The 23,146-nt window shown below is 38.4% G+C and carries 23 protein-coding genes; 18 read left to right on the top strand and 5 right to left on the bottom strand.

Annotated elements, in window-relative coordinates; genetic code table 11:
* From A3IA_RS12140 to A3IA_RS0110390, 3 genes are all read left to right on the top strand, one after another.
* Positions 1 to 767 (top strand): hypothetical protein (locus A3IA_RS12140; protein WP_039828175.1); only part of this gene is annotated, 767 nt, incomplete at its 5' end.
* Positions 768 to 835: 68 nt separating this feature from the next.
* The gene (locus A3IA_RS0110395; RefSeq protein ID WP_018381264.1) at positions 836 to 1,297 is read left to right on the top strand and encodes a Fur family transcriptional regulator; all 462 of its coding nucleotides are present in this window, start codon (positions 836 to 838) and stop codon (positions 1,295 to 1,297) included.
* Between the two features lie 5 nt (positions 1,298 to 1,302).
* A complete protein-coding gene (locus A3IA_RS0110390) occupies positions 1,303 to 1,488 on the top strand; it encodes a hypothetical protein (RefSeq protein WP_156802436.1) in 186 nt (61 codons plus the stop codon).
* Positions 1,489 to 1,603: 115 nt separating this feature from the next.
* On the opposite strand, the gene A3IA_RS0110385 is transcribed toward A3IA_RS0110390, so the two are convergent.
* The gene (locus A3IA_RS0110385) at positions 1,604 to 2,539 is read right to left on the bottom strand and encodes a dihydroorotate oxidase (protein WP_018381262.1); all 936 of its coding nucleotides are present in this window, start codon (positions 2,537 to 2,539) and stop codon (positions 1,604 to 1,606) included.
* Positions 2,540 to 2,833: 294 nt separating this feature from the next.
* Between A3IA_RS0110385 and A3IA_RS0110380 the strand changes: the two genes are divergently transcribed.
* The 4 genes from A3IA_RS0110380 to A3IA_RS0110365 all read left to right on the top strand — a co-directional run bounded on the left by A3IA_RS0110380 (position 2,834) and on the right by A3IA_RS0110365 (position 7,799).
* A complete protein-coding gene (locus A3IA_RS0110380; protein ID WP_018381261.1) occupies positions 2,834 to 3,529 on the top strand; it encodes a phosphoglycerate mutase in 696 nt (231 codons plus the stop codon).
* Between the two features lie 232 nt (positions 3,530 to 3,761).
* Positions 3,762 to 5,828, top strand: a complete 2,067-nt coding sequence (gene pbp2b / locus A3IA_RS0110375; RefSeq protein WP_051072815.1) for a penicillin-binding protein PBP2B — start codon at positions 3,762 to 3,764, stop codon at positions 5,826 to 5,828.
* 21 nt (positions 5,829 to 5,849) lie between these two features.
* Positions 5,850 to 6,446 carry a recombination mediator RecR gene (recR, locus tag A3IA_RS0110370; RefSeq protein ID WP_018381259.1) on the top strand — a complete coding sequence of 199 codons (597 nt, stop codon included), beginning with the start codon at positions 5,850 to 5,852 and terminating at the stop codon, positions 6,444 to 6,446.
* Positions 6,447 to 6,752: 306 nt separating this feature from the next.
* Positions 6,753 to 7,799 carry a D-alanine--D-alanine ligase gene (locus A3IA_RS0110365; protein WP_018381258.1) on the top strand — a complete coding sequence of 349 codons (1,047 nt, stop codon included), beginning with the start codon at positions 6,753 to 6,755 and terminating at the stop codon, positions 7,797 to 7,799.
* A 461-nt stretch (positions 7,800 to 8,260) separates the two neighbouring features.
* Here the strand turns inward: A3IA_RS0110365 and A3IA_RS0110360 are convergent, their stop codons facing one another.
* On the bottom strand, positions 8,261 to 8,827 hold the full coding sequence (locus tag A3IA_RS0110360; RefSeq protein ID WP_018381257.1) for a folate family ECF transporter S component: 567 nt from the start codon (positions 8,825 to 8,827) through the stop codon (positions 8,261 to 8,263).
* A 328-nt stretch (positions 8,828 to 9,155) separates the two neighbouring features.
* On the opposite strand from A3IA_RS0110360, the gene A3IA_RS0110355 reads away from it, so the two are divergent.
* The 6 genes from A3IA_RS0110355 (at position 9,156) to cshA (ending at position 16,759) form a co-directional block, all read left to right on the top strand.
* Positions 9,156 to 10,523 carry a UDP-N-acetylmuramoyl-tripeptide--D-alanyl-D-alanine ligase gene (locus A3IA_RS0110355; protein WP_018381256.1) on the top strand — a complete coding sequence of 456 codons (1,368 nt, stop codon included), beginning with the start codon at positions 9,156 to 9,158 and terminating at the stop codon, positions 10,521 to 10,523.
* A gap of 10 nt (positions 10,524 to 10,533) precedes the next feature.
* Complete coding sequence (locus A3IA_RS0110350; RefSeq protein WP_018381255.1) at positions 10,534 to 11,220, top strand: YwaF family protein; 687 nt, start codon at positions 10,534 to 10,536, stop codon at positions 11,218 to 11,220.
* A gap of 243 nt (positions 11,221 to 11,463) precedes the next feature.
* Complete coding sequence (locus A3IA_RS0110345) at positions 11,464 to 13,008, top strand: peptide chain release factor 3 (protein WP_018381254.1); 1,545 nt, start codon at positions 11,464 to 11,466, stop codon at positions 13,006 to 13,008.
* 368 nt (positions 13,009 to 13,376) lie between these two features.
* On the top strand, positions 13,377 to 13,757 hold the full coding sequence (locus A3IA_RS0110340) for a PH domain-containing protein (protein ID WP_018381253.1): 381 nt from the start codon (positions 13,377 to 13,379) through the stop codon (positions 13,755 to 13,757).
* Between the two features lie 730 nt (positions 13,758 to 14,487).
* Entirely contained in the window at positions 14,488 to 14,685 is a 198-nt protein-coding gene (locus A3IA_RS0110335; RefSeq protein ID WP_026217678.1) for a hypothetical protein, read from the top strand.
* A gap of 517 nt (positions 14,686 to 15,202) precedes the next feature.
* Positions 15,203 to 16,759, top strand: a complete 1,557-nt coding sequence (gene cshA, locus A3IA_RS0110330) for a degradosome RNA helicase CshA (protein ID WP_018381251.1) — start codon at positions 15,203 to 15,205, stop codon at positions 16,757 to 16,759.
* Between the two features lie 128 nt (positions 16,760 to 16,887).
* Here cshA and A3IA_RS0110325 read toward each other — a convergent pair whose 3' ends face one another.
* Complete coding sequence (locus A3IA_RS0110325; RefSeq protein ID WP_018381250.1) at positions 16,888 to 17,148, bottom strand: GIY-YIG nuclease family protein; 261 nt, start codon at positions 17,146 to 17,148, stop codon at positions 16,888 to 16,890.
* Positions 17,141 to 17,905 carry a tRNA1(Val) (adenine(37)-N6)-methyltransferase gene (locus A3IA_RS0110320; protein WP_018381249.1) on the bottom strand — a complete coding sequence of 255 codons (765 nt, stop codon included), beginning with the start codon at positions 17,903 to 17,905 and terminating at the stop codon, positions 17,141 to 17,143. The genes A3IA_RS0110325 and A3IA_RS0110320 overlap by 8 nt, the downstream gene beginning before the upstream one ends.
* A 255-nt stretch (positions 17,906 to 18,160) precedes the next feature.
* Between A3IA_RS0110320 and A3IA_RS0110315 the strand changes: the two genes are divergently transcribed.
* On the top strand, positions 18,161 to 18,697 hold the full coding sequence (locus A3IA_RS0110315) for an isoprenylcysteine carboxyl methyltransferase family protein (RefSeq protein WP_026217677.1): 537 nt from the start codon (positions 18,161 to 18,163) through the stop codon (positions 18,695 to 18,697).
* 29 nt (positions 18,698 to 18,726) lie between these two features.
* Here the strand turns inward: A3IA_RS0110315 and A3IA_RS0110310 are convergent, their stop codons facing one another.
* Positions 18,727 to 18,915 (bottom strand): hypothetical protein, encoded by a 189-nt coding sequence (locus tag A3IA_RS0110310; RefSeq protein WP_018381247.1) that lies wholly within the window; start codon positions 18,913 to 18,915, stop codon positions 18,727 to 18,729.
* A gap of 157 nt (positions 18,916 to 19,072) precedes the next feature.
* Between A3IA_RS0110310 and A3IA_RS0110305 the strand changes: the two genes are divergently transcribed.
* From A3IA_RS0110305 to A3IA_RS13570, 4 genes are all read left to right on the top strand, one after another.
* Positions 19,073 to 19,822, top strand: a complete 750-nt coding sequence (locus A3IA_RS0110305; RefSeq protein ID WP_018381246.1) for a lysophospholipid acyltransferase family protein — start codon at positions 19,073 to 19,075, stop codon at positions 19,820 to 19,822.
* A 69-nt stretch (positions 19,823 to 19,891) separates the two neighbouring features.
* Positions 19,892 to 20,563, top strand: coding sequence for a helix-hairpin-helix domain-containing protein (locus A3IA_RS0110300; protein ID WP_018381245.1), 672 nt, complete (start codon positions 19,892 to 19,894; stop codon positions 20,561 to 20,563).
* A complete protein-coding gene (locus tag A3IA_RS0110295) occupies positions 20,556 to 22,787 on the top strand; it encodes a DNA internalization-related competence protein ComEC/Rec2 (protein ID WP_018381244.1) in 2,232 nt (743 codons plus the stop codon). The genes A3IA_RS0110300 and A3IA_RS0110295 overlap by 8 nt, the downstream gene beginning before the upstream one ends.
* Positions 22,788 to 22,870: 83 nt before the next feature.
* Entirely contained in the window at positions 22,871 to 22,996 is a 126-nt protein-coding gene (locus A3IA_RS13570) for a hypothetical protein (protein ID WP_018381243.1), read from the top strand.
* Positions 22,997 to 23,146: the final 150 nt, after the last annotated feature.

The raw sequence follows: 23,146 nt of genomic DNA, 5'->3' as shown, positions 1-23,146 counted from the left end.
CTGAAGGTTCATCAGATGGTGATAATGAGCCAGTTGCTAGCGATTCCAATACTAAACCTGAATCGCATCCAGAGACTGTTCCAGATTCCCCCGAATCGGAAGTTCCTGTAGATTCTACCCCTGAAGAGGCTGATCCGTCACTGCAGCCTCCAGTTGCTACTTCTGAAGTCTCATCAGACAGTGATGAAGAAGTATTTGGTAACGATTCCCTTCTTTCTAATATCATGCCAGATGGTGCTCATGGAGCTCCTTCTAATTCTAATGAGCCTCTGACAGATGATAGTCCAGAAAAAGTAGTGGACGCGATAAATGACACTCCTTTGGCTAAGTCGTCTCCAAAGACAATAGCAACTAAACTCCCAAACTCTAAAGGTAATGATAATCACACTCAAAGTCGCTTGACCAATGTAACAACTGTTCCTGTAACTTTTACTTTGAACAATTTAGAAGTGTCAGTAAAAATTGCTCAAAACGTTTTAGATTATTTTAGTGCTTCAACTTATTTCTCCGAGCAAAGAAATCATGCGCCATCTGATCAAAACGAGTTCGAACAAAGCAATAATAAAAAATCACAGAAATCAACAGCAGCTAAAAAAGTCATTAATAAAGATTATAATGATGTGAATCTATTTGATGAAACAACAAATAATTTTTCCTCTGTGGAGAAGAAAGTTGACTTAAAATCACTGCTTGTTCATCTTTTGATTTTTACGATGATTATTGCCTATAGTTTGGTTGGATTTCATTTTCTTAAGAGAGACCATTAAGCGATAAGGTTTCTTTTTCAAAAGCAATAACGTATAATAGAAAAACGACAAGGTAGGAGGTGATAGTGATGATTGACTTAACAGAAGAGCTAGAAGTAGAATATCAGGCTGTTCTAGCGCATTTTCGTAAAAAACATAGTCGTATTACTGAGTCTAGAAAAGCGATTCTAGCTTACATGATTGCTGCAAATCACCATCCTAGTGCTGAACAGGTTTACAAGGACTTGAGTTTCAAGTACCCCAGTCTTAGTTTGGCAACTGTTTATAATAATCTCCGTGTCTTGGTTGATGAAGGTTTTGTAACGGAGATAAAAGTGACCAATGACAAAACCACTTATTTTGACTATAAGGGGCATGATCATATTAATGTTATTTGTGAGAATTGTGGAAAAATCAGTGATTTGGAAGTTGAACTACCAGATATTGCTCATGAAGTGGCTTCTCAAACGGGTTATCATATTACCAAGAGCCAATTTCTGATTTACGGCATTTGTGAAAATTGTCAAAAAGAACAAGAAGAGAGGTTATGAGAAACGTGTCATCTATTCAAATTATTGCCCTCATTCTACTTGTCTTTTCGATTGTTAAAGCCATTGCGTTAGTTAAGGTGTTCAATATTTTCAAACCAGATCCCAATGCTGAAGCAGAAGAAGTGCCATCAAAAACCGAAGACGAATTACGTCAAGAAGAAGACGAAGCGGAGGATGATTCCTTGTTTTAAGGGATTCCTTGCTTTGATAAGAGAGAATCTTAATGATTTATTCTCGTTACAGTGGACAATGAGCCAAAACAGTAAAAAAAGAGTTGACTCCTTGAATAAGTCAACTCTTTTTTGCTTAGTCTAGATAGTGTAATTTACCGCGGAAATCTTCGAGAGTTTTGTAGCCTTTTTCTTCCATAATGGCTTGCAATTCTTTTTGAACTCGCTCGAAAATGGCAACATCTTCATATCCAAAAGCTGATCCAATCTGTACCATACTAGCGCCACAGAGGATGTGTTCGAAGGCGTCTCGTCCAGACTTAACGCCTCCAGTTCCGATGATTTGAATCGATGGTTTTAAGCGTTGGTAAAAGGCATGGACATTAGCCAAGGCAGTTGGCTTGATGTAATCCCCACCGATACCACCAAAGCCATTTTTGGGTTTGATAACAACAGTTTCATCATTAATAACTAAGCCGTTTCCGATAGAATTAACACTGTTGATAAAGGTAAGTGGGAATTTGTTTAAAATATCAGCCATTTGGTCGAAATGGACGATGTCAAAATAAGGGGGGAGTTTGACACCGAGAGGTTTTTTGTAATAGGTAAAAATTTCTGCTAAAAGTGTTTCCGTTGTTTCAAAATCATAAGCAATTTGAGGTTTGCCTGGAACATTTGGACAGGAGAGATTGAGTTCAACAAGTCCTTGGTAGTCACTGTTTTGAATGGTTTGTAGAATAACATGTGTTTCCAGCTGAGACATGCCAACGACAGATAAAACGTTAGATTGCTTAGCATTTTCCTTTTGAAGTGATAAGACATAGTCTAAGTAATAAGGAAAACCTTTATTTGGTAGTCCCATTGAATTGATTGTTCCTAATGGTGTGCTTGCCATACGTGGTGAAGGATTTCCAGCACGCTCTTCCAAGGTAGCTGTTTTGGTCACAAAGGCACCGGCTTTGGAATGGCGAATTGCTTCTAAATCCTCGATAGACATGCAGCGAACACCAGCTGCGTTCATAAGGCAGTTATCAAAATGAAAGTTACCAATTTGTGTTGCTGTTGAAGTCATGATTTCCTCCTGTAAAAACAAAGGCATAGCGCCGTATTTTAGACAAATTTTTTCTATTCTATCACCGAGAAATGAGATGAGCAAGTCTTTTTTGAAGAAAAAAATAAAAAGTTCGTGTTTTTCAAAAATACAATCAAAGCGGCACCGGTATTGAGGAAACGTTATCATGGAGAAAATTGTGATTTTGCTAGCTTTTTAGCGCTTTTTTGGGTAAAATATAGGAGTAATTGGCATTAGCCAAGAATATGTGATTAAGGATGATCTTAATCCGTAAAATCTAAAGGAGTTACTCTAATGGTAAAATTAGTTTTCGCTCGCCACGGTGAGTCAGAATGGAACAAAGCTAACCTTTTCACTGGTTGGGCTGACGTAGATCTTTCAGAAAAAGGAACACAACAAGCAATTGATGCTGGTAAATTGATTAAAGAAGCTGGTATCGAATTTGACCTTGCTTTCACATCAGTATTGAAACGTGCCATCAAAACTACTAACTTGGCTCTTGAAGCAGCTGATCAACTTTGGGTACCAACTGAAAAATCATGGCGTTTAAACGAACGTCATTACGGTGGATTGACTGGTAAAAACAAAGCAGAAGCAGCAGAACAATTCGGTGATGAACAAGTTCACATCTGGCGTCGTTCATATGATGTATTGCCTCCAGAAATGGCAAAAGATGACGAGCATTCAGCACACACTGACCGTCGTTATGCTTTGCTTGACGATTCAGTTATTCCAGATGCTGAAAACTTGAAAGTAACTCTTGAGCGTGCGCTTCCATATTGGGAAGATAAAATTGCTCCAGCTCTTAAAGAAGGCAAAAACGTCTTTATTGGTGCACACGGTAACTCAATCCGTGCCCTTGTGAAACACATCAAACAATTGAACGATGATGAAATCATGGACGTTGAAATTCCTAACTTCCCACCACTTGTATTTGAATTTGACGAAAAATTAAACGTTACTGCAGAATACTACCTTGGCGGTGAATAATTTCTATTCTTGGAACTTTCATCAGAAAACCTTTTGATGGCACTCGGCTATATGTTGCTATATATGAGGACCGGGTTCATCTAAGGATGATTTTCCGTGAAAATAGTTAAAAGGACTGGCTTGAGCTGGTTCTTTTTTATAAAAAATCTTTTGGTTTATTGCATCTGCATTATCGTTATCAGAACATATTTGTGATAGAATAAGAGGTAACTGTCAGCTATGGAGAAGAAAATTGAAGCAATTATTAAACAGTCTATTATCTAGTTATCGAAACTTTCCTTTGATTGCAAGGAGACTTTATTTGATTTTTTTGACAGTTGTAATGCTTTTTACCATTTTAATTATTCGTTTAGCTAATATGCAACTGATTAACGGCGATTTTTACCTTCAAAAGTTAAAAGCTACGACGACCTATACTGTTTCAACATCAACGGAACGTGGTCAAATATATGATGCTAAGGGTAAACCTCTGGTTAAAAACACGTCAAAAAAAGTCTTAACCTTTACGCGTAGTAATACGATGACTGCTGAAGATTTAAAAGACATTACTCAGAAACTAGCTGAAATTGTAACCTTTACTGAGACTAAGGTTTCTGAGCGTGATAAGATTGATTATTACTTGGCTAGCGATATTAATTTTGACAAGGTGGTTGATAAACTTCCTCATAAACAGAAGTACGATAAATTTAATAATAGTTTATCATCAACGGAAATATACGCGAATGCAGTCGCAGCAGTTCCAGAGGAGGCAATTGCTTTTGATGAAGAAACCTTGAAAAAAGTAGCTATTTTTAGTCAGATGAATGGAACAGCTACATTTGACACAAGTCGATTGATTGTTGAAGATTTAACAGAGGAACAAATCAAACAAGTCACTGACCATGCTTCTGAATTGCTTGGTGTGACAGTGTCAGATGGTTGGGACAGAGAGGATAGCTCTAGTTCTTTAGCGCCGCTTCTGGGACGTATTTCTAGTGAGAAAACAGGTCTCCCACAAGAAGACGCTGAAGAATACTTAAAAAAGGGTTATTCGATGAATGATCGTGTCGGAACATCTTATCTTGAAAAACAATACGAATCTGTACTGCAAGGTAAACATCAATCTAAGACAATTACTGTTAATAAGAATGGTAAAGTCATCGACGAGCAGACAACATCCGAAGGAAGCAAGGGTGAAAATCTGAAATTAACGATTGACTCGGATTTCCAAGCTGGTGTTGAAGACATTCTTCGTCGCTATTATCAATCGGAAATCGGTTCAGGAAATGCGGTTTATTCAGATGGTATTTATGCCGTTGCCATGAACCCTAAAACAGGAGCAATTCTATCAATGGCAGGTCTCTCTCATGACAAAGGTAGTGGGAAAACAGAAGAAGATGTCTTGGGAACTATCAACGAGGTCTTCACACCCGGTTCTGTGGTCAAGGGAGCCACTTTGACATCTGGTTGGCAAAATGGTGTTCTGTCTGGCAATGAAATCATGATGGACATGCCGATTGTTTTTGCAGGTGACAGCACTAGCATCAAGTCTTGGTTTACGAATGGTTCTATGCCAATCTCAGCGACGCAGGCTTTGGAATATTCATCCAATACTTACATGGTTCAATTAGCTCTTCGAATGATGGGGCAAAATTATAGCTACAACATGCCCTTGACGGAGGCAGGCTATAAGGAAACTATGGAAAAATTGCGTAACACATACGCAGAATACGGTATGGGGACATCAACTGGTATCGACCTTCCAAATGTAACAGAAGGATTTGTCCCAAAAGGTTTCACGGTATCAAACACCTTAACAGAATCATTCGGTCAGTTTGATAACTATAATACCTTGCAATTAGCCCAGTATGCAGCAACGGTTTCTAATAATGGTAATCGCATGTCTGCACATTTAGTGGAAGGGATTTATGGAGATAAACCTGATGGTAGTTTGGGGGACTTGACCAAGTCAACAGATGTCAAATCTTTAAACAAGGTCAATATCACCCCGGATCAGATGGGAATTATTCGCCAAGGTTTCTACGATGTTGTTAATAGTAACAGTAGTCTTGCGACTGGTTCTGATATGAGGGGCAGAAATACAGTTATTAGCGGTAAAACGGGTACTGCAGAAACCTTTACAAAAGATACAAGAGGTCAGACGGTTAGCACTGTTAACCTCAATGTTGTGGCTTATGATCAAAACAACCAAATTGCCGTGGGCGTCATGTATCCTAACTCTTCTAATTACCTTTCAAAAGCCCATCAATACATTGCGCGTGACATCATTGATCTCTATGTCTCAAGCTTTGCTCAATAATTTTGATAGAAGGAGAACAACGTGTTATACCCAACACCAATAGCTAAATTGATAGATAGCTTTTCAAAGTTACCAGGTATTGGTATCAAAACAGCAACCCGTCTAGCCTTTTACACTATCGGGATGTCTGATGAAGATGTTAATGAATTCGCTAAAAATTTATTAGCGGCAAAACGTGAGTTAACCTACTGTTGTGTTTGTGGGAATTTGACAGACGACGATCCTTGTAATATTTGTACGGATGAAAGCCGTGATCGTTCAGTACTTCTCGTGGTTGAAGAGTCTAAGGACGTTTCAGCCATGGAGAAAATCCAAGAATATCACGGACTTTACCATGTTTTACATGGCTTGATTTCTCCTATGAATGGCATTGGTCCTGATGACATCAATCTAAAGCCGCTTATTACTCGCCTGATGGATGGTGATATTAATGAAGTTATCATTGCGACAAATGCCACAGCAGATGGAGAAGCAACTTCGATGTATATCTCTCGTGTGCTGAAACCAGCAGGGATTAAAGTCACTCGTTTGGCACGTGGTTTAGCTGTCGGTTCAGATATTGAATATGCGGATGAGGTAACCTTGCTACGAGCGATTGAAAACCGAACAGAACTTTAAAATGATAAGATTCCAAAGAGCATTTGGAATCTTTTTTCTCTGCAAAGAATTCAAAAATGCTTATGCTTAACTTTGTCTTTTATTCGAATTATGATATGATAAAAAGGATTGAGACGTTACTGAAATAAGGAGCGTTAGTTCATCCAAGTATCATGTTTTCGGATTCTCATATTATAGTTAAATGAATTAGCTTTCAGATAAGGAGTTGAGATGCGGACAGCACTTGAGTAGGGCAAGTCGAAAGTGACCATGTCTCAAAGTTAATTCAAAAGACTATATTTAAACTAATGATAGAAAAGAGTAATTATGGTTAAACAAACACTAGTATTGCTTTATGGTGGCCGTTCGGCTGAGCGTGAAGTTTCTGTATTGTCTGCTCAGAGTGTAATGCGGGCTGTAAATTATGATAAATTTCAAGTTAAGACATACTTTATCTCTCAAAAGGGTGAATTCATTAAAACGCAAGAGTTCACTAGCCAGCCTGATGAGAATGAAAGTTTGATGACTAACCAGACGATCAACTTGGAACAAAAAATCAAACCTTCAGACATCTACGAAGACAATGCAGTTGTTTTCCCAGTGCTTCATGGTCCTATGGGAGAAGATGGTTCTATGCAGGGTTTCCTAGAAGTTCTGGGAATGCCATACGTTGGCACAAATGTTCTTTCTTCAAGTGTTGCTATGGATAAAATCACAACAAAACAAGTTCTCGAACATGCAGGTGTTCCTCAAGTTGCCTACACGGTTTATATCGAAGGTGATGATTTGGAAAAAGCTGTTGCTGAAAGCATGGCAAAATTGACATTCCCCATCTTTGTTAAACCAGCTAATATGGGGTCATCTGTTGGGATTTCTAAAGCCGAAGATGAAGTGGAACTTCGCGAGGCTATTGCTGAAGCCCTCAAGTTTGACAGCCGTATCTTGATTGAACAAGGGGTCAATGCGCGTGAGATTGAAGTTGGTCTCTTGGGAAATACAGATGTCAAAACAACTGAGCCTGGTGAAGTAGTCAAAGATGTAGCTTTTTATGATTACAAGGCTAAATATATTGATAACAAAATTACCATGGCTATTCCAGCGTCTATACCTGTAGAAGTGAAGGATCAAATGCGTGCCTATGCATCAAAGGCATTTAAAGCTATTGGTGGTTGCGGTTTATCACGCTGTGATTTCTTCTATACAGAGTCTGGTGATATTTTCTTAAACGAACTTAACACTATGCCTGGCTTTACCCAGTGGTCAATGTACCCATTGTTATGGGAGAACATGGGCTTGGCTTATTCTGATTTGATTGAAGAATTGGTAAGTCTGGCTAAAGAGATGTATGATAAACGCGAAAGTCATCTACAATAAGAAAAAGTTTCCAACAGGAAACTTCTAAATGTAGGCAAACTCTCTAAAATGATAGAGAATTTGAAAATGTAAGACCTGATTGTGTCGTCAAAGAATTAGCGTTCAGACAAGGAACAGAAAAAGACGCGAAACAGTACTTGAGTAGGGTGAGTCGAAAGTGATCATGTCTCAAAGTTAATTCAAAAGACTATAAATAAAACGAACTCTTAGAAGTGTTACTTTATATTCAATTCAAATCAAAATCAGAAAAGGCGACGCCGATGTTGATAGAACTGTCTTCATCAAATCAGGTCAACAAGGTCTGAAATTGATTTTCGAAAAGGATTAGTAAGCTTTTTGAGAGTTTTTCTTTACCCCAAAAAATAAAACAAGTTGAAGAAAATTGACCAAAATGGATGTTGTCTTCAACTTGTTTTCTAAGTGTAACTTTTTTCAGCCTAGGCTGAGGGCTTGATAGCTTACTAATTTTTTGGATTTAAGAGTTTGCGGTATTCTGGTATACGGGTTAACTGGGGCAAGATTGCCATAGTCACCAAGATACGAATGGGGATTTCAAAGATTTTGATCCAACGTCCTGCGACGAATTGTGCCACAATAGGAACATGGTAATAGTGTTGAATCAACCAAGGGGTCATAATGAAACTCCCTAAGATTGTGATGACAGTCATAGCTAAGGAGACATAAAGCCAGTCTTTCTTAGACGACCAGGTAAACGACTTGCCGTAAAAGAAGGCTCCGTAGAGGAATCCCATAATGGCTTCCATAATGGTCCAACCAATGAGGAACATGCCAGCTTTCTCAGAAAAGAGGGTATCGATAATATCAAAAAGCCCCAAAGTTAAAAATCCTAGTAGAGGACCAGTAATACTACCAATAATGCTTTCGAAGATAAAGGTGAAACTAATTACTAGTTGTTTCGGGATAATAGTGATGGAAAACCGTCCAACCAAGTAGTTCAGAGCAAGCAAAATGCCGATAGTTGCTAAGCGACGCACGCTTAGCTTTGGAAAAGTGAATAAAGTTTTCATGATAAAAGATCCTTGAAAAAATAGTAGGGCTGTTAATGCCTATTCAGGTCTCTTTTTATGAGAACGTTGAACATAGCTAACAGCAGCTGCAATGATTAATCGCACGATTTGGTATGTGATGTCATCTCATTTACAGACACATGACGCAAATCGTTTACACAGTTGATTATAAGAATAATCTTATATATCATATCATAAGTCTTCAAAATAGCAAGATGTGACAAAGTTTATGAAATAAGTTGGACAAGTGGGACTTTTTCTCATTAAAAGTTCTTTTAAAAATTATGATATAATGGAAACATTACTGAACAACAAGAAGGGTTGTAAGATGAAATTGCGATTACATGAAGTCGCCAAAGTTGTCGGCGCAAAAAATGATATTACAGAATTTGAAGATGTGGACCTGAGTCAGATTGAATTTGATTCGCGGAAAATTACAGTAGGGGATCTCTTTCTTCCTCTAAAAGGTGCGCGTGATGGTCATGACTTTATTGAGATAGCCTTTGAAAATGGTGCCCTAGCCACTTTTTCAGAAAAAGTGGTTGAAGGTCACCCTTATATCTTGGTTGATGATTGTCTAACAGCCTTTCAAACGCTAGCCAGTTATTATATTGAGCGTAGTCGGGTTGATGTCATTGCGGTAACGGGTTCAAATGGTAAAACAACGACTAAGGATATGATTGCCCAACTTCTTGCAACAACTTATAATACTTATAAAACACAAGGGAATTACAATAACGAGATTGGACTGCCTTATACTGTCCTTCACATGCCAGACAATACAGAAAAGCTTGTTTTGGAAATGGGACAGGATCATTTGGGTGACATTAAATTGTTATCAGAAATAGCCAGACCACATATTGGAGTTGTAACCTTGGTAGCAGAAGCCCATCTGGAGTTTTTTGGCAGTCGTGACAAGATTGCAGAAGGTAAGATGCAAATCACTGATGGCATTGACAGCGATGGTATTTTGATTGCCCCAGCGGATGTCATCATCAATCCTTACCTCCCTGAAAACCAGACAACCATTCGTTTTGGAGCGGATGAAGACATTTTTATCACAGAACTTCAAGAAGCAAAAGAATCTTTGAGTTTTAAAACCAACTTCCTAGAGGAGTCAGTGTTTCTACCAATTACCGGAAAATACAATGCCACAAATGCTATGGTGGCAGCCTATGTGGCTAAATTATTGATGGTCACAGATCAAGATATCTATCAAGCATTCCGAAACTTAGAACTCACTAAAAATCGTACTGAGTGGAAAAAAGCTGCAAATGGTGCTGATATTCTATCAGATGTCTACAACGCCAATCCAACAGCAATGAAACTGATTTTAGAAACTTTCTCAAGCATCCCTAAAAATGAGGGTGGGAGAAAACTTGCTGTTCTTGCTGATATGAAAGAGCTTGGTGATGCTTCAATTGCTCTTCATGAAAGTGTTATTGAGAGCCTATCTCCTGAAAGTCTCGACATGCTTTTCTTCTATGGAGATGATATTAGGTCTCTATCAGACTTAGCTATAGAAAAATTTCCAGAGAATCAAGTGTTCTTCTTTGAGAAATCTGCTGATAAGGATGACTTTGAAGCATTATCTGAAGCTATCCTTGACAATTTAGAGAAAAATGATCAAATTTTACTCAAGGGTAGCAATTCGATGAAATTGGCTAATATTGTGGCAAGTCTAGAAACAAACTAGGTAGGTAATTATGTTTACAATTCAATCGATGATAACTGGTACGGCTAGTCATGCGCCTAGGGTTACGCCTGTGGTATGTAGCTTTCTTGTGACGTTAGTGATTCTTTCTATTGGAATGACTCGGATTTGCTGTAGCATGTCTGGCTATCAGACTTTTTGGAAGAAGATACAATACCTTCAAATCATTTCTTTGTATTCTTGGTACCTCTTTGCTCATTTTGATGTGGTAGAATGCCTCCCTTTTTACCATTGTAGAATGGCTACGCTAGCCATTCTTTTTCTACCGAAGGGAAGACTTAAGACTTATTTTGCCTATCTCGGAATAGCAGGAGCTATCTGTGCCCTTTGCTACCCTGTTTTTGATCCCTATCCATTCCCTCATCTGACCATTTTGTCTTATGTTATTGGGCATATGGCTTTGCTAATTAACTGTCTAACTTATCTGTATCAAAATGAAGCTAGTATTCAACTTTCGTTTAAAAACATTCTTCAAATGACATTTTTGATGAATGTCGTTATTGGTGTGGTTGATCTAATCTTTCAAGCCAACTATGGATTTTTACGTGAGACACCGATTTTAGCAAGTAAGAATGGCATGTTTAATCTTTTAATCGTTAGTCTGGTCATTTCGATTTTAATGACACTGATTCAAGGAATCATGTCAAGAGAAATTGAGCGTCTGACAGTGAGAGTCTGACTTGCTAGACTATCCTTATTTAGCTATAATAAAGGAGTTGCAGATAGTGCAGCTCTTTTTATGTTGCGCCTAAAGCAAGTAAATCAATTAAAAACAGTAATCTAATACTCTTCGAAAAGCAAAAGCAGACGTTGTTGCCTTGATTTGATGAAGACAGTTCTATCTGCTATCTGTGTCGCTCAGTCTATTTTTGATTTTCATTGAGTATAAAATAATTATTTAACAGACTAGAAAAGGATAACTATGTCAATTCAAGACGAAATTAAACGCCGTCGTACCTTTGCCATCATCTCTCACCCGGATGCTGGTAAAACGACAATTACAGAACAATTACTCTATTTCGGTGGTGAGCTTCGTGAAGCTGGTACCGTCAAAGGAAAGAAAACAGGTAACTTTGCTAAATCTGACTGGATGGACATCGAGAAACAACGCGGTATCTCTGTAACGTCATCTGTCATGCAATTTGACTACGCAGGTAAACGCGTCAATATCTTGGACACGCCTGGTCACGAGGATTTCTCAGAGGATACTTATCGTACCCTTATGGCTGTGGACGCTGCTGTCATGGTGGTAGACTCTGCCAAAGGTATCGAGGCTCAAACCAAAAAACTTTTTGAAGTTGTTAAGCACCGTAACATTCCAGTTTTTACTTTTATCAATAAATTAGACCGAGATGGTCGTGAACCGCTGGACCTTCTAGAAGAGTTAGAAGAAGTCTTGGGAATCGCCTCCTATCCGATGAACTGGCCAATCGGTATGGGTCGAGCTTTTGAAGGACTTTACGATATTCACAATCAACGCTTGGAACTTTACAAAGGTGATGAACGTTTTGCAGAAATTGCTGATGGCGATACTCTCTTTGCAAATAATCCTTTCTATGAGCAAGCAAAAGAAGATATTGAACTGTTAAGTGAGGCTGGTAATGAATTTTCTCAAGAAGCAATCCTTGATGGTGATTTGACGCCAGTGTTTTTCGGCTCAGCCCTTACTAATTTTGGTGTACAAACTTTCCTTGATACTTTCTTGGAATTTGCGCCAGAACCACATGGTCACAAGACAACTGAAGATAAGCTGATTGATCCGCTGGACAAGGATTTTTCTGGTTTTGTTTTTAAAATTCAGGCAAATATGGACCCTCGCCACCGTGACCGTATCGCCTTTGTACGTATTGTTTCAGGTGAATTTGAGCGCGGAATGGGTGTTAATCTTCCACGTACAGGAAAAGGCGCTAAACTTTCCAATGTCACGCAATTTATGGCAGAATCTCGTGAAAATGTTGAAAATGCCGTTGCTGGCGATATTATCGGTGTCTATGATACGGGGACTTACCAAGTTGGAGACACTCTAACAGTTGGTAAAAATAAATTTGAATTTGAACCATTGCCAACCTTTACGCCAGAGATTTTCATGAAGGTTGCAGCTAAAAACGTCATGAAACAAAAATCTTTCCATAAGGGAATTGAGCAGCTGGTACAAGAAGGAGCTATCCAACTTTACAAAAATTACCAGACAGGAGAATACATGCTTGGTGCTGTTGGACAATTGCAATTTGAAGTCTTCAAGCACCGCATGGAGGGTGAATACAATGCAGAAGTCGTTATGACTCCAATGGGTAAAAAGACGGTTCGTTGGATTAAACCAGAAGACCTTGATGAACGCATGAGTTCAAGTCGAAACATCCTAGCCAAAGACCGCTATGACCAGCCAGTCTTCTTATTTGAAAACGACTTTGCTCTTCGTTGGTTCGCAGACAAATACCCAGAAGTAGCGCTAGAAGAGAAGATGTAGCGAAAGACGAGATTAGCAATCAAGGAAGATGATTGTGACGTCTTTGTTTTGTTATGACTTCCCAAGAATTCAAGTGATAGAAAGTGATGGTTGGATTGGTTAAGGCCTACTGTGATAAGATTTGTTTATTATCCTAGCTAGTGAAAAATACACAGTAAATCATTTGTAAAGGTTAGTATTTTTGGTAACTCACTTAGTCTTTTTTAAAGTCCCATTATTTATCGAACCTTATTCAAAAAACTATAAATAATATTTTTTCATCACCTCCCAATACCTGGCTTAGTCAGGTATTTTTTGACAGTAAAAGTCAGAATCTTGTTTTTATTTTTGATACAATGGTAGAAATAAAGATAAAGCGAGGAAAGATGATGGGTTTATTTTCTGGTCTTTTAGGAAATGCATCGCAAAAAGATAATGACAAGGTTGAGGAGCAATTGCGGGATGTGCTTGTTTCAGGAGAACAAGTGGAATTAGCATTTGCTTTGATTCGTGATTTAGTTGTATTTACTGAAAAGCGTCTTATTTTAGTGGATAAACAAGGAATGACTGGAAAGAAAACTTCCTATAAATCAATTCCTTATCGTTCCATTTCGCGATTTAGCGTTGAAACATCTGGACATTTTGATTTGGATGCGGAGTTAAAGATTTGGATTTCATCTGCACTGGAACCAGCAGAGGTATTGCAGTTTAAGAGTGATAAAAATGTCGTTCAGATTCAACAAGCCTTGGCAGCAGCCGTCTTGAAATAAGTTGAAGAGGCTAGGTTCAAGCCCATCCTCTCCAACTTATTCTAGTAAAATCAAATTGGCACAGTAGCGGCTTCTTGTCATGAGGTTTGCTTTTTAAGTTCCAAAGTTAGTATCACCAGCTGTGCGGTGGGAGTAAATGATTCAACGGATTGTTTTAGCTTGAACCTAGAAACCAAGGAGTGAGGTCTATATTTTTTATTAGAGTTCCTTTTTACTTCCTTTAGATTGAAGAAGAAGTCCATCTTGGACACTTTTCTTCAATCTTTTTTCTTTGCAGTCAAAAAAACTCTTCAAAACGTTGACATAACAGTAGTTCTAAAAGTTTAATGATTATCTGTATCCCTGGAAGCTTTCCCCAAATAGCACTTTTTCAGAAAGTTATCTACATTCTGAGTCGTATCAACTTTCTTTTATAGTCTTTTGAATTATTTTTGCTACATGGTCACTTTCGACTTGTTGTAGTCATATTCAATGAGAATCAAAAGCAGATTAGGCGACACAGATAGCAGATAGAACTGAAGCTCATCGTATCAAGTCAACAAGGTCTCTTTTTGATTCTCGAAGAGTATTAAGCACTGTTTGCGTCTTTTTTGTTTCTTGTTCTGAAAGTTAATTCATTTGGCTATAGTTTCGAAAAAATAGAGAGTTTTTAGAATATTATATTTCATTATTGTTACAAATATTTCAAAAAGATGTTGAAAAAGGGAATGAAAAGATGTTATACTAGACGATGTCAGTGAAAAAAGTCGAATTAACAGTTGACATTTCTATTAGACATGCGATTGGAGATGAGATGATTTTACAAATAAAGAGAGAGGCCAGCATTAGAAATGCTATTTTTAAAAATCTTATATTTGCTTGCGATAATTGGATGTTTCGCACTGATGCCACACACGACCAAGTCTTGTCGATCATTGAAGAAGATTAAATTATTATTTTTATGGTCAGTTCTATTTTTGATGCTTGCTAATAGTTTAAACTTCATTTATATTTGCCAATGGTTAAGCCTCTTAGCAGCCCTTACCGGCTTGGTAGTTGTAGCCAATGTTCCATTTAAAACCTTATCACAGTTAAAGCGGTGCTTATTTATCTTAAATTATATTGTTTTAGTAATCATTCTTTTTAGATTATTTGCCTATGTCGTACAGCATTTAGTTTTATAGTCCAGTTCAGTATCTGAAAAAGGATTTTTAAAGAGAATAAAGTCCTCTATGAAAACGTATTTATAATCTTTATGAAAAGAATTTCTATCAATTTGAAACAGATTGTGTTACACTAGATAAGTTGTCATAATTACTAGCAGATGTGTTGGCTAGAAAAGTTACAAAACTTTGATTTGCCAAATTTTTATCATTAAATAAGGATTTGAACTGGCTTTTAGTGAGCCAATTATCTGCACCAGCCTAATAGAGTGGCTTCGTACCACTTTTAGAAAAGAGAAACATTTGAAATTTACAGAATTAAACCTTAGTGAAAATATCCAAGCAGCCGTTGTAACCGCTGGTTTTGAAAAAGCATCACCTATCCAAGAGTTGACGATTCCACTTGCACTTGAAGGAAAAGACGTGATTGGTCAAGCTCAAACTGGTACAGGTAAAACCGCTGCTTTTGGTTTGCCCACACTTAATAAAATTTCGACTGATAGAAATGTCATTCAAGCTCTTGTCATTGCGCCAACACGTGAGTTAGCCGTTCAATCACAAGAAGAACTTTTCCGTTTTGGACGTGATAAAGGTGTGAAAGTTCGCTCAGTATACGGTGGATCATCCATTGAAAAACAAATCAAAGCTCTAAAATCAGGTGCCCATGTTGTGGTCGGTACTCCGGGGCGTTTGCTTGATTTGATTAAACGTAAAGCATTGAAGTTGGATAATGTCGAAACCTTGATCCTTGACGAAGCTGATGAAATGCTTAATATGGGCTTCTTGGAAGACATCGAAGCCATTATCAGTCGCGTTCCAGAAAATCGCCAAACCCTTCTTTTCTCAGCGACAATGCCTGATGCTATCAAACGTATTGGGGTTAAGTTCATGAGAGAACCTGAGCATGTTAGGATTGAAGCTAAAGAATTAACCAATGTAAACGTTGACCAATACTATGTTCGTGTTAAAGAGCATGAAAAATTTGATACGATGACTCGTCTTATGGACGTTGATCAACCGGAGTTATCAATTGTCTTTGGTCGTACAAAACGCCGTGTTGATGAACTGACACGTGGTTTGAAACTTCGTGGTTTCCGTGCAGAGGGTATCCATGGTGATTTGGATCAAAATAAACGTCTTCGTGTTATCCGTGATTTCAAAAATGACCAAATTGATATTCTTGTTGCGACAGATGTAGCAGCACGTGGTTTGGACATTTCTGGTGTTACACATGTTTACAATTATGATATTCCACAGGATCCAGAAAGCTATGTCCACCGTATTGGTCGTACAGGCCGTGCTGGAAAATCAGGTGAGTCAATCACATTTGTTTCACCAAATGAGATGGGTTACTTGTCAATGATTGAAAAATTGACTAAAAAAGCTATGAAGGGGCTAAAACCTGCAACAGCAGAAGAAGCCTTCCAAGCTAAGAAAAAAGTAGCCCTTAAGAAAATTGAACGTGATTTTAAGGATGAATCTATCCGAGCAAACTTTGAAAAATTCAAAGGTGATGCTATCCAATTGGCGCAGGAATTCACTCCTGAAGAATTGGCGCTCTATGTCTTGAGTCTAACGGTTCAAGATCCAGAAAGCATGCCAGCTGTTGAAATTGCGCGTGAAAAACCATTACCATTCAAACCATCAGGTGGTGGTAAAGGCAAAGGCGCACGAGGTAATCGTGATCGCAACCGTGGTGGTCGTGATAATGACCGTCGTCGTGGCGGACGTCGTGATTTCAAACGTCGTGACGATAAGTTCAAAAAAGATAACCGTCGCCAAGATAATAAAAAATCACACAAAAATACCTCAAGCGAAAAGAAAACAGGATTTGTTATTCGCAACAAAGGTGAGAGATAAATAAGTAGGAAAACTCAAAGTAACATCTACAAATCGTATAAAACCAGCAATCAAGGAGAGAGGATTGCTGGTTTTGATTTGTCTTTTTATTAAAAAATAAGATGGCGGCAGATATAGTCATCATGACCTCACATCTTATTTTTTTTTATATATTCTAATTTCTGCCGTCGTGTTTTTTGTTTGAAATGGGCTTCGGCGCTTTGTGCCTCTTGTTTACTGGTGAAGCTTTCTTGATAGAGTAGTTTTACGGGTAAGCGAGCTCTGGTATATTTGGCGCCTTTGCCAGCATTATGGGTTTTTAGGCGTCGTTCAATATCTGTCGTATAGCCAGTATAGAGGGTCTTGTCGGCACATTCTAAGACGTACATGTAGGCTTTTGTTTCAGTCATGGCTCTGTCCTTTTTTGCCGAAGTAAATCTCAAAAATGTCGTCAGTATAATCGCCATTATCTTTGTGAACAAAGAGTGGTGGTAGGATTTTCAAACCATCGGTAGAGCCATCTTTGATGGCTTCAATCAAGAGCATATTAGCATCTTTTCCCATTTTAGGATAGACAAACTGAACACGCTTGGGCGCTAAGTTATAACGTCTTAGGGTATCAAGGATGTCCAAAAAACGATCGGGGCGATGCACCATGGCTAACCGACCATTAGACTTAAGAGCATGTCTTGAAACCTGGCAAATTTCTTCCAAATTGGTCGTAATCTCATGTCGTGCTAGAAGGTAGTGCTTCGAGAGATTCTTCTTGGATGTTTCGGTTGATTTGAAATAAGGCGGATTGCAGAGGATAAGATCAACCTGAGAGCGAGGCACGTGTTCTAGGAGGTTTTTGAGGTCATCTTGAACCATTGTCACTTGCTCTGTTAGTTGATTGAGCTGGATGGAGCGTTCTGCCATATCAGCCAGCCGTTCTTGGAGTTCAACCAAGGTAATTGGAGCTTTAGTTCTTGTGCTAGCAAAAAGACCGACAGCACCATTTCCTGAACAGAGGTCTACAATAAGCCCTTTTGATGGAATTTTTGGAAAGCGAGATAATAGTACGCTGTCAATGGAATAGCTGAAAACAGCCTTATTCTGAATGATTTTAACATCTGTTGAGAAGAGCTGATCGATGCGCTCTCCCTCTTTTAGTAGAATTTGAGACATGACCTTATTATAGCAAAAATTAGGCTGACTGTACTTGATAGTTGTTTTTCATCCTTATTATGTTATGATTAAAATTTTTAAAAAAAGATGTGGAATTCAGAAAAGTTAAAGTCCTACTTTCTTTGATAAATTGGTTTGGAGTATACCTAAAAGATTCTAAATGGGAAGTTGTCAGATTCTAAGGGCAAAATTTACCTTGACAGTTAAACTAATTTCCACTAAAATTTTCCATATATTTGCTCAAAAGGAGAGTCTATGTCTTTAATATATTTATTTCTATGCTTAATGTTTGTGATTCGTTTGCTCTTTTTACGTTTATCTATTCGAAACGAAAAAGCGATTCTAGCAAACGGTGGTCGAGAATACGGGGAGAAAGTTTCTAAGGCAATTACCATTTTGCATATTAGCTTTTACCTAGCTGTAGCTATTGAAATCTATCTTCGCCAACCCGCCTTTGATGCGCTATCCTTATTAGGCTTAGCATTGATGATTTTTTCAGTTGTTATCTTGAAAGTAGTCACAAGTTTGTTAGGGGATATTTGGACGATTAAATTGATGTTGGTTAATGACCATCAGTTTGTAGATCATTGGTTATTTAAGACCGTCAAACATCCTAATTATTATTTGAATATTATGCCGGAGTTAATTGGTATCTGCCTTTTGGGGCATGCATGGATATCAGCAATGATTATTCTTCCATTCTATGTTATTGCTTTGATGCTTCGCATTCGCGAGGAGAATCGTCTTTTGGCAGAAGTAATCATTCCTAATACACGTGTAAATCAAGAGTAATAAAAAAACTTAGGTCCGCTGACCTAAGTTTAGGGCTTACTATTGAGCCATTCATGGTACTTTTCAACAAGATTGATTGCCATGTGGGTGGCTAAGGCTGCTGAAAAGCTCTCTGTGCCTTCTAAGTTATCACCAGCAACTTCAAGTTTTGTTTCATCGTAAATAGCTCTGAGACTATCTTCTGAGAGAGTTGCTTTAAACGCTTCGAATTGATTCATAAAACTTCCTCCTTTAGTGATTTCCTACTTACTGTCATCATATAGAAAAGGCTTTCAATAGTCAAGTGAGAACAGCATGATATTTTCTTACAGTTCGGCTATTTTCCAAAAATCCATAACATGTTATAATAGTAAGACTGTGTATGGAGGAAGTAACATGTTTTATGCCTATTTACGTGGTTTAGTGGTTTTTTTGCTATGGGTTTTTAATGGCAATGCTCACTACCACAATGAAGAGAAAATTTTACCCGCTGATGACAATTATATCTTAGTAGCACCTCACAGAACTTTCTGGGATCCGGTTTACATGGCGTTTGCAGCACGTCCCAAAGAGTTTATCTTTATGGCTAAGAAAGAACTGTTTACCAATCGTATCTTTGGTTGGTGGATTCGCATGTGTGGTGCTTTTCCAATTGACCGTGACAATCCAGGTCAAGAAGCAATCAAGTATCCTGTTAACATGCTCAAAAAGGCTGACCGTTCGCTGGTTATGTTTCCAAGTGGCAGTCGCCATTCGCAAGACGTTAAGGGTGGTGTTGCTGTCATTGCTAAGATGGCTAAAGCTAAAATCATGCCAGCTGCCTATGCTGGTCCAATGACCCCTGGCGGTCTTTTAAATGGTGAACGAGTGGATATGAACTTCGGAAATCCTATCGATGTTTCGGATATTCGTCGTATGAATGATGAAGGAATCGCTGAAGTAGCACGTCGCATTCAAGCAGAATTTGATCGCCTTGACGCTGAAAATGACAGTTTCCGTACGTCAAAAAAAAAGCGCAACCCATTGACCTTAATCTATCGTATCCCATTAGGAATTGTGGCTCTGTTTGCTGTCTTTCTAACCCTTGTTTTTAGTTTCATTGCTAGCTTCATTTGGAATCCTGAACGGACTGTCAAAAAACCATGATGCGCAAAACTTCAGATTGTCTGGAGTTTTTTTTGTTTTTCTTTCGAATAAATAAGTAGGAGGAAAATCATGTTTGAGGATATTTTAGAAAAAATCCGTACCAACAAAGTTATCGTGGGGCTGGGAGGATTAGTTGCTTTACTCTTTGTAGTCTGTCTTTTTCTTCTGGTAAATCCTTCAAAGAAAGCTCAGGAAGAGCTGTTACCATCATGGTCAGGACAGTCAGAAAATTTCAGAAGCACAGCCATGTCTTCAGAAAAATCTTCTCAAGAGGAAAAATCACAATCATCGGATATGATAACTATTGATGTCAAAGGAGCGGTCAAAAATCCTGGGGTTTACGACTTACCAACTGGCAGTCGTGTCAATGATGCTATTTTATTAGCGGGTGGGTTAAAAGAAGAGGCAGACCGAAAGTCTGTCAATTTTGCTCAGAAATTAAGTGATGAAGCCGTTATTTATGTGGCGAGTCAAGGCGAAAATATCTCAGTCATTACATCAAGCGCTGCCCCTTCAAACGCAACTGACTTCTCAGAAGGCTCTGCCGACAAAGTCAACCTCAATAAGGCTACGCTAGCTGATTTACAGACTATTTCTGGTATTGGTCAAAAGCGAGCTCAGGATATTTTAGACTATCGTGATAGCAACGGCGGCTTTAAATCGGTGGATGACCTCTCAAATGTCTCTGGTATTGGTGAGAAGACGCTTGAAAAACTGCGTGAGGAAGTGACTGTTGATTGAAAATATGACGCTAAAGCCAATGTATTTGGCTTTTTTAGTAGCTTTGAGCTACTTCATTATTTTTACCAAATCTTGGCTAGCCATTTTATTGGCAATGATTGCTTTTACATGTCTTATCAAACAATACCATAAAAAGACGATTTGGCAGACTGTAGTTATTATCGTTTCATTTTCGCTTTATTTTGCTTTCATCGACCACAGACAAGATAAGTTAGAGAAGAATTTACCCAGTCAGGTTTCAGAATTACGCTTAATTCCTGATAGTCTCTCGGTAGACGGTGATTTGCTTTCGGCGCGTGCTGTTCAGGGGAAGCAAACTTATCAGCTTTATTATCAACTGCAGTCCATATCGGAGAAAACGTATTTTCAAGAGCTTAATCAAGTGGTTATTTTAAAAGTAGCAGCAAGAGTTGAGAAGCCGGTTGGTCAACGCAATTTCAAGGGATTTGACTATGCCGCTTACTTGAAGCGTGAGGGAATTTATGGCATTGCGCAAGTCAAAGCTATTGAGTCAATCAAATCAGATAATCCTAAAAATCCAAGTGAATGGGTTAGATTATGGCGGCGACAGCTCCTCGTTCATATCAATCAAAACTTTCTTCCACCTATGAAGCATTATATGACGGGGCTTTTATTGGGCTATTTGGACAAGTCTTTTGATGAGATGAGTGATATTTACACGGACTTGGGGATTATTCATCTCTTTGCTCTTTCAGGCATGCAGGTGGGCTTTTTTATAGGAATTTTCCGGACAATCCTTCTGCGATTAGGCATTTTGAGAGAGCATTTTATCTATTTTCTCTTACCATTTTCTTTTCTTTATGCTGGTTTAACTGGTTTTACCATCTCTGTTGTGCGTAGTTTACTTCAAGTTATCCTTAGGCAGTTTGGTTTTCGTAAGTGGGATAATTTAGGTCTGACGATGCTGATACTCTTTTTCCTTTCGCCTCATTTTCTTGAGACTATAGGTGGTGTGTTATCTTTTGCCTATGCTTTTATATTGTCAAGACTGGATTTAGAGTCACTCTCAGGTTGCCGCAAAGCAGTCGCTGAGAGTTTGGTTTTATCCTTTGGTATCTTGCCCTTACTTATCTTTTACTTTGGGACTTTTCAGCCCTTATCGATCCTTTTAACAGCCTGCTTTTCAGCGATTTTTGATGTGTTCATTTTACCCTTGTTAAGTCTGGTTTTATTAGCGAGTCCTTTGGTGCCTCTAAACTTTTTTAATCCCTTCTTTTCTTTTTTAGAATTAGTTATTAAGTGGGCGGATCAGCTATCGCCTAAACCTCTGGTTTTTGGCAGTCCTAACTCAGCAGTTCTCGTCTTAATGCTTGTTCTTTTAGCTGTTTTGCATGATTTTGGTAAAGAAAAAAAGCTCAGACTTTGGCTTTTGTTAGGCATCATCTTTTTGTTTGCTGTGACGAAAAATCCTTTGGAAAATGAAGTGACCGTCATGGATATTGGGCAAGGTGATTCCATTTTGATAAGGGATATGAGAGGGAAGACGCTTTTAATCGATACTGGAGGTCGAGTTGATTTTACCCAGAAAGAGGAATGGCGCAAACGACAGGTAACGGCTAATGCTGAAAAGACTTCAATACCATATTTGAAAAGTCGTGGGATTTCAACTATTGACCAACTTTTAATTACCCACACTGACACCGATCATATGGGCGATATGACCGTTTTAGCCAAGCACTTTAAGATTAAGGAAATTTTGATTAGTCCTGGGGCGATGACGAAGTCATCTTTTGTGAAAGAACTACAAGCCTTAAAAATAAAAGTGCGCTTGATTCAGGCAGGAGATCAGATTGCTATTATGGGGTCATCTCTTCGTGTTCTCTACCCGTGGTCTCAAGGGGATGGAGGTAACAATGATTCACTTGTCCTCTATGGTCAATTGCTTGATAAACGGTTTCTTTTTACTGGTGATTTGGAGGTTGAAGGGGAAAAAGCCTTGCTTTCCCAATATCCAAACTTGCCAGTAGATGTTTTAAAAGCGGGTCACCACGGGTCGAAAGGGTCTTCTGATCCAGCATTTTTAAAACATATCAACGCAAAAGTAGCTTTAGTCTCAGCAGGTCTTAATAACCGTTACCATCATCCCAATGATGAAACGTTGGAACGATTTGAGGTAGAGAAAATGACAACCTATCGTACAGACCAAGAGGGGGCTATTCGTTATAGAGGAGTATCTCGTTGGAAAGTTGAAACAGTGCGATAAGTAAGTAGCATGATGACCTATCAAAATTTTTCCGCTTGTTGATTTATAGTCACATGAATTACCTTTCAGAACAAAGAACTAAGGTGTGGAAAGTACTTGATACTCAAGGAAAATCAAAAGCAGACTATGCGAAGCCGATTCAGATAGAATTGAAGTTCATCAAATCAGGTCAGCAAAGTCTGCTTTTGATTTTAGAAGAGTATGAGTAGGGCAGGTCGAAAGTGACCGTGTATCAAGGTTAATTCAAAAGACTATATTTTTTGCCCCGTTGGAAAAGAAAGTCAATGCTAGCATTGAAACCGTGACGATTGTCAAAGAAAAAGACTGGATTGAGTCATAAAAAACTGATAATGCTAATA

This window comes from Streptococcus thoraltensis DSM 12221 (assembly GCF_000380145.1).
GTDB classification, from domain to species: Bacteria; Bacillota; Bacilli; order Lactobacillales; family Streptococcaceae; genus Streptococcus; species Streptococcus thoraltensis.
Note: the sequence above shows the minus strand (reverse complement) of the source record. Positions and strands in the feature narration are given on the sequence as shown.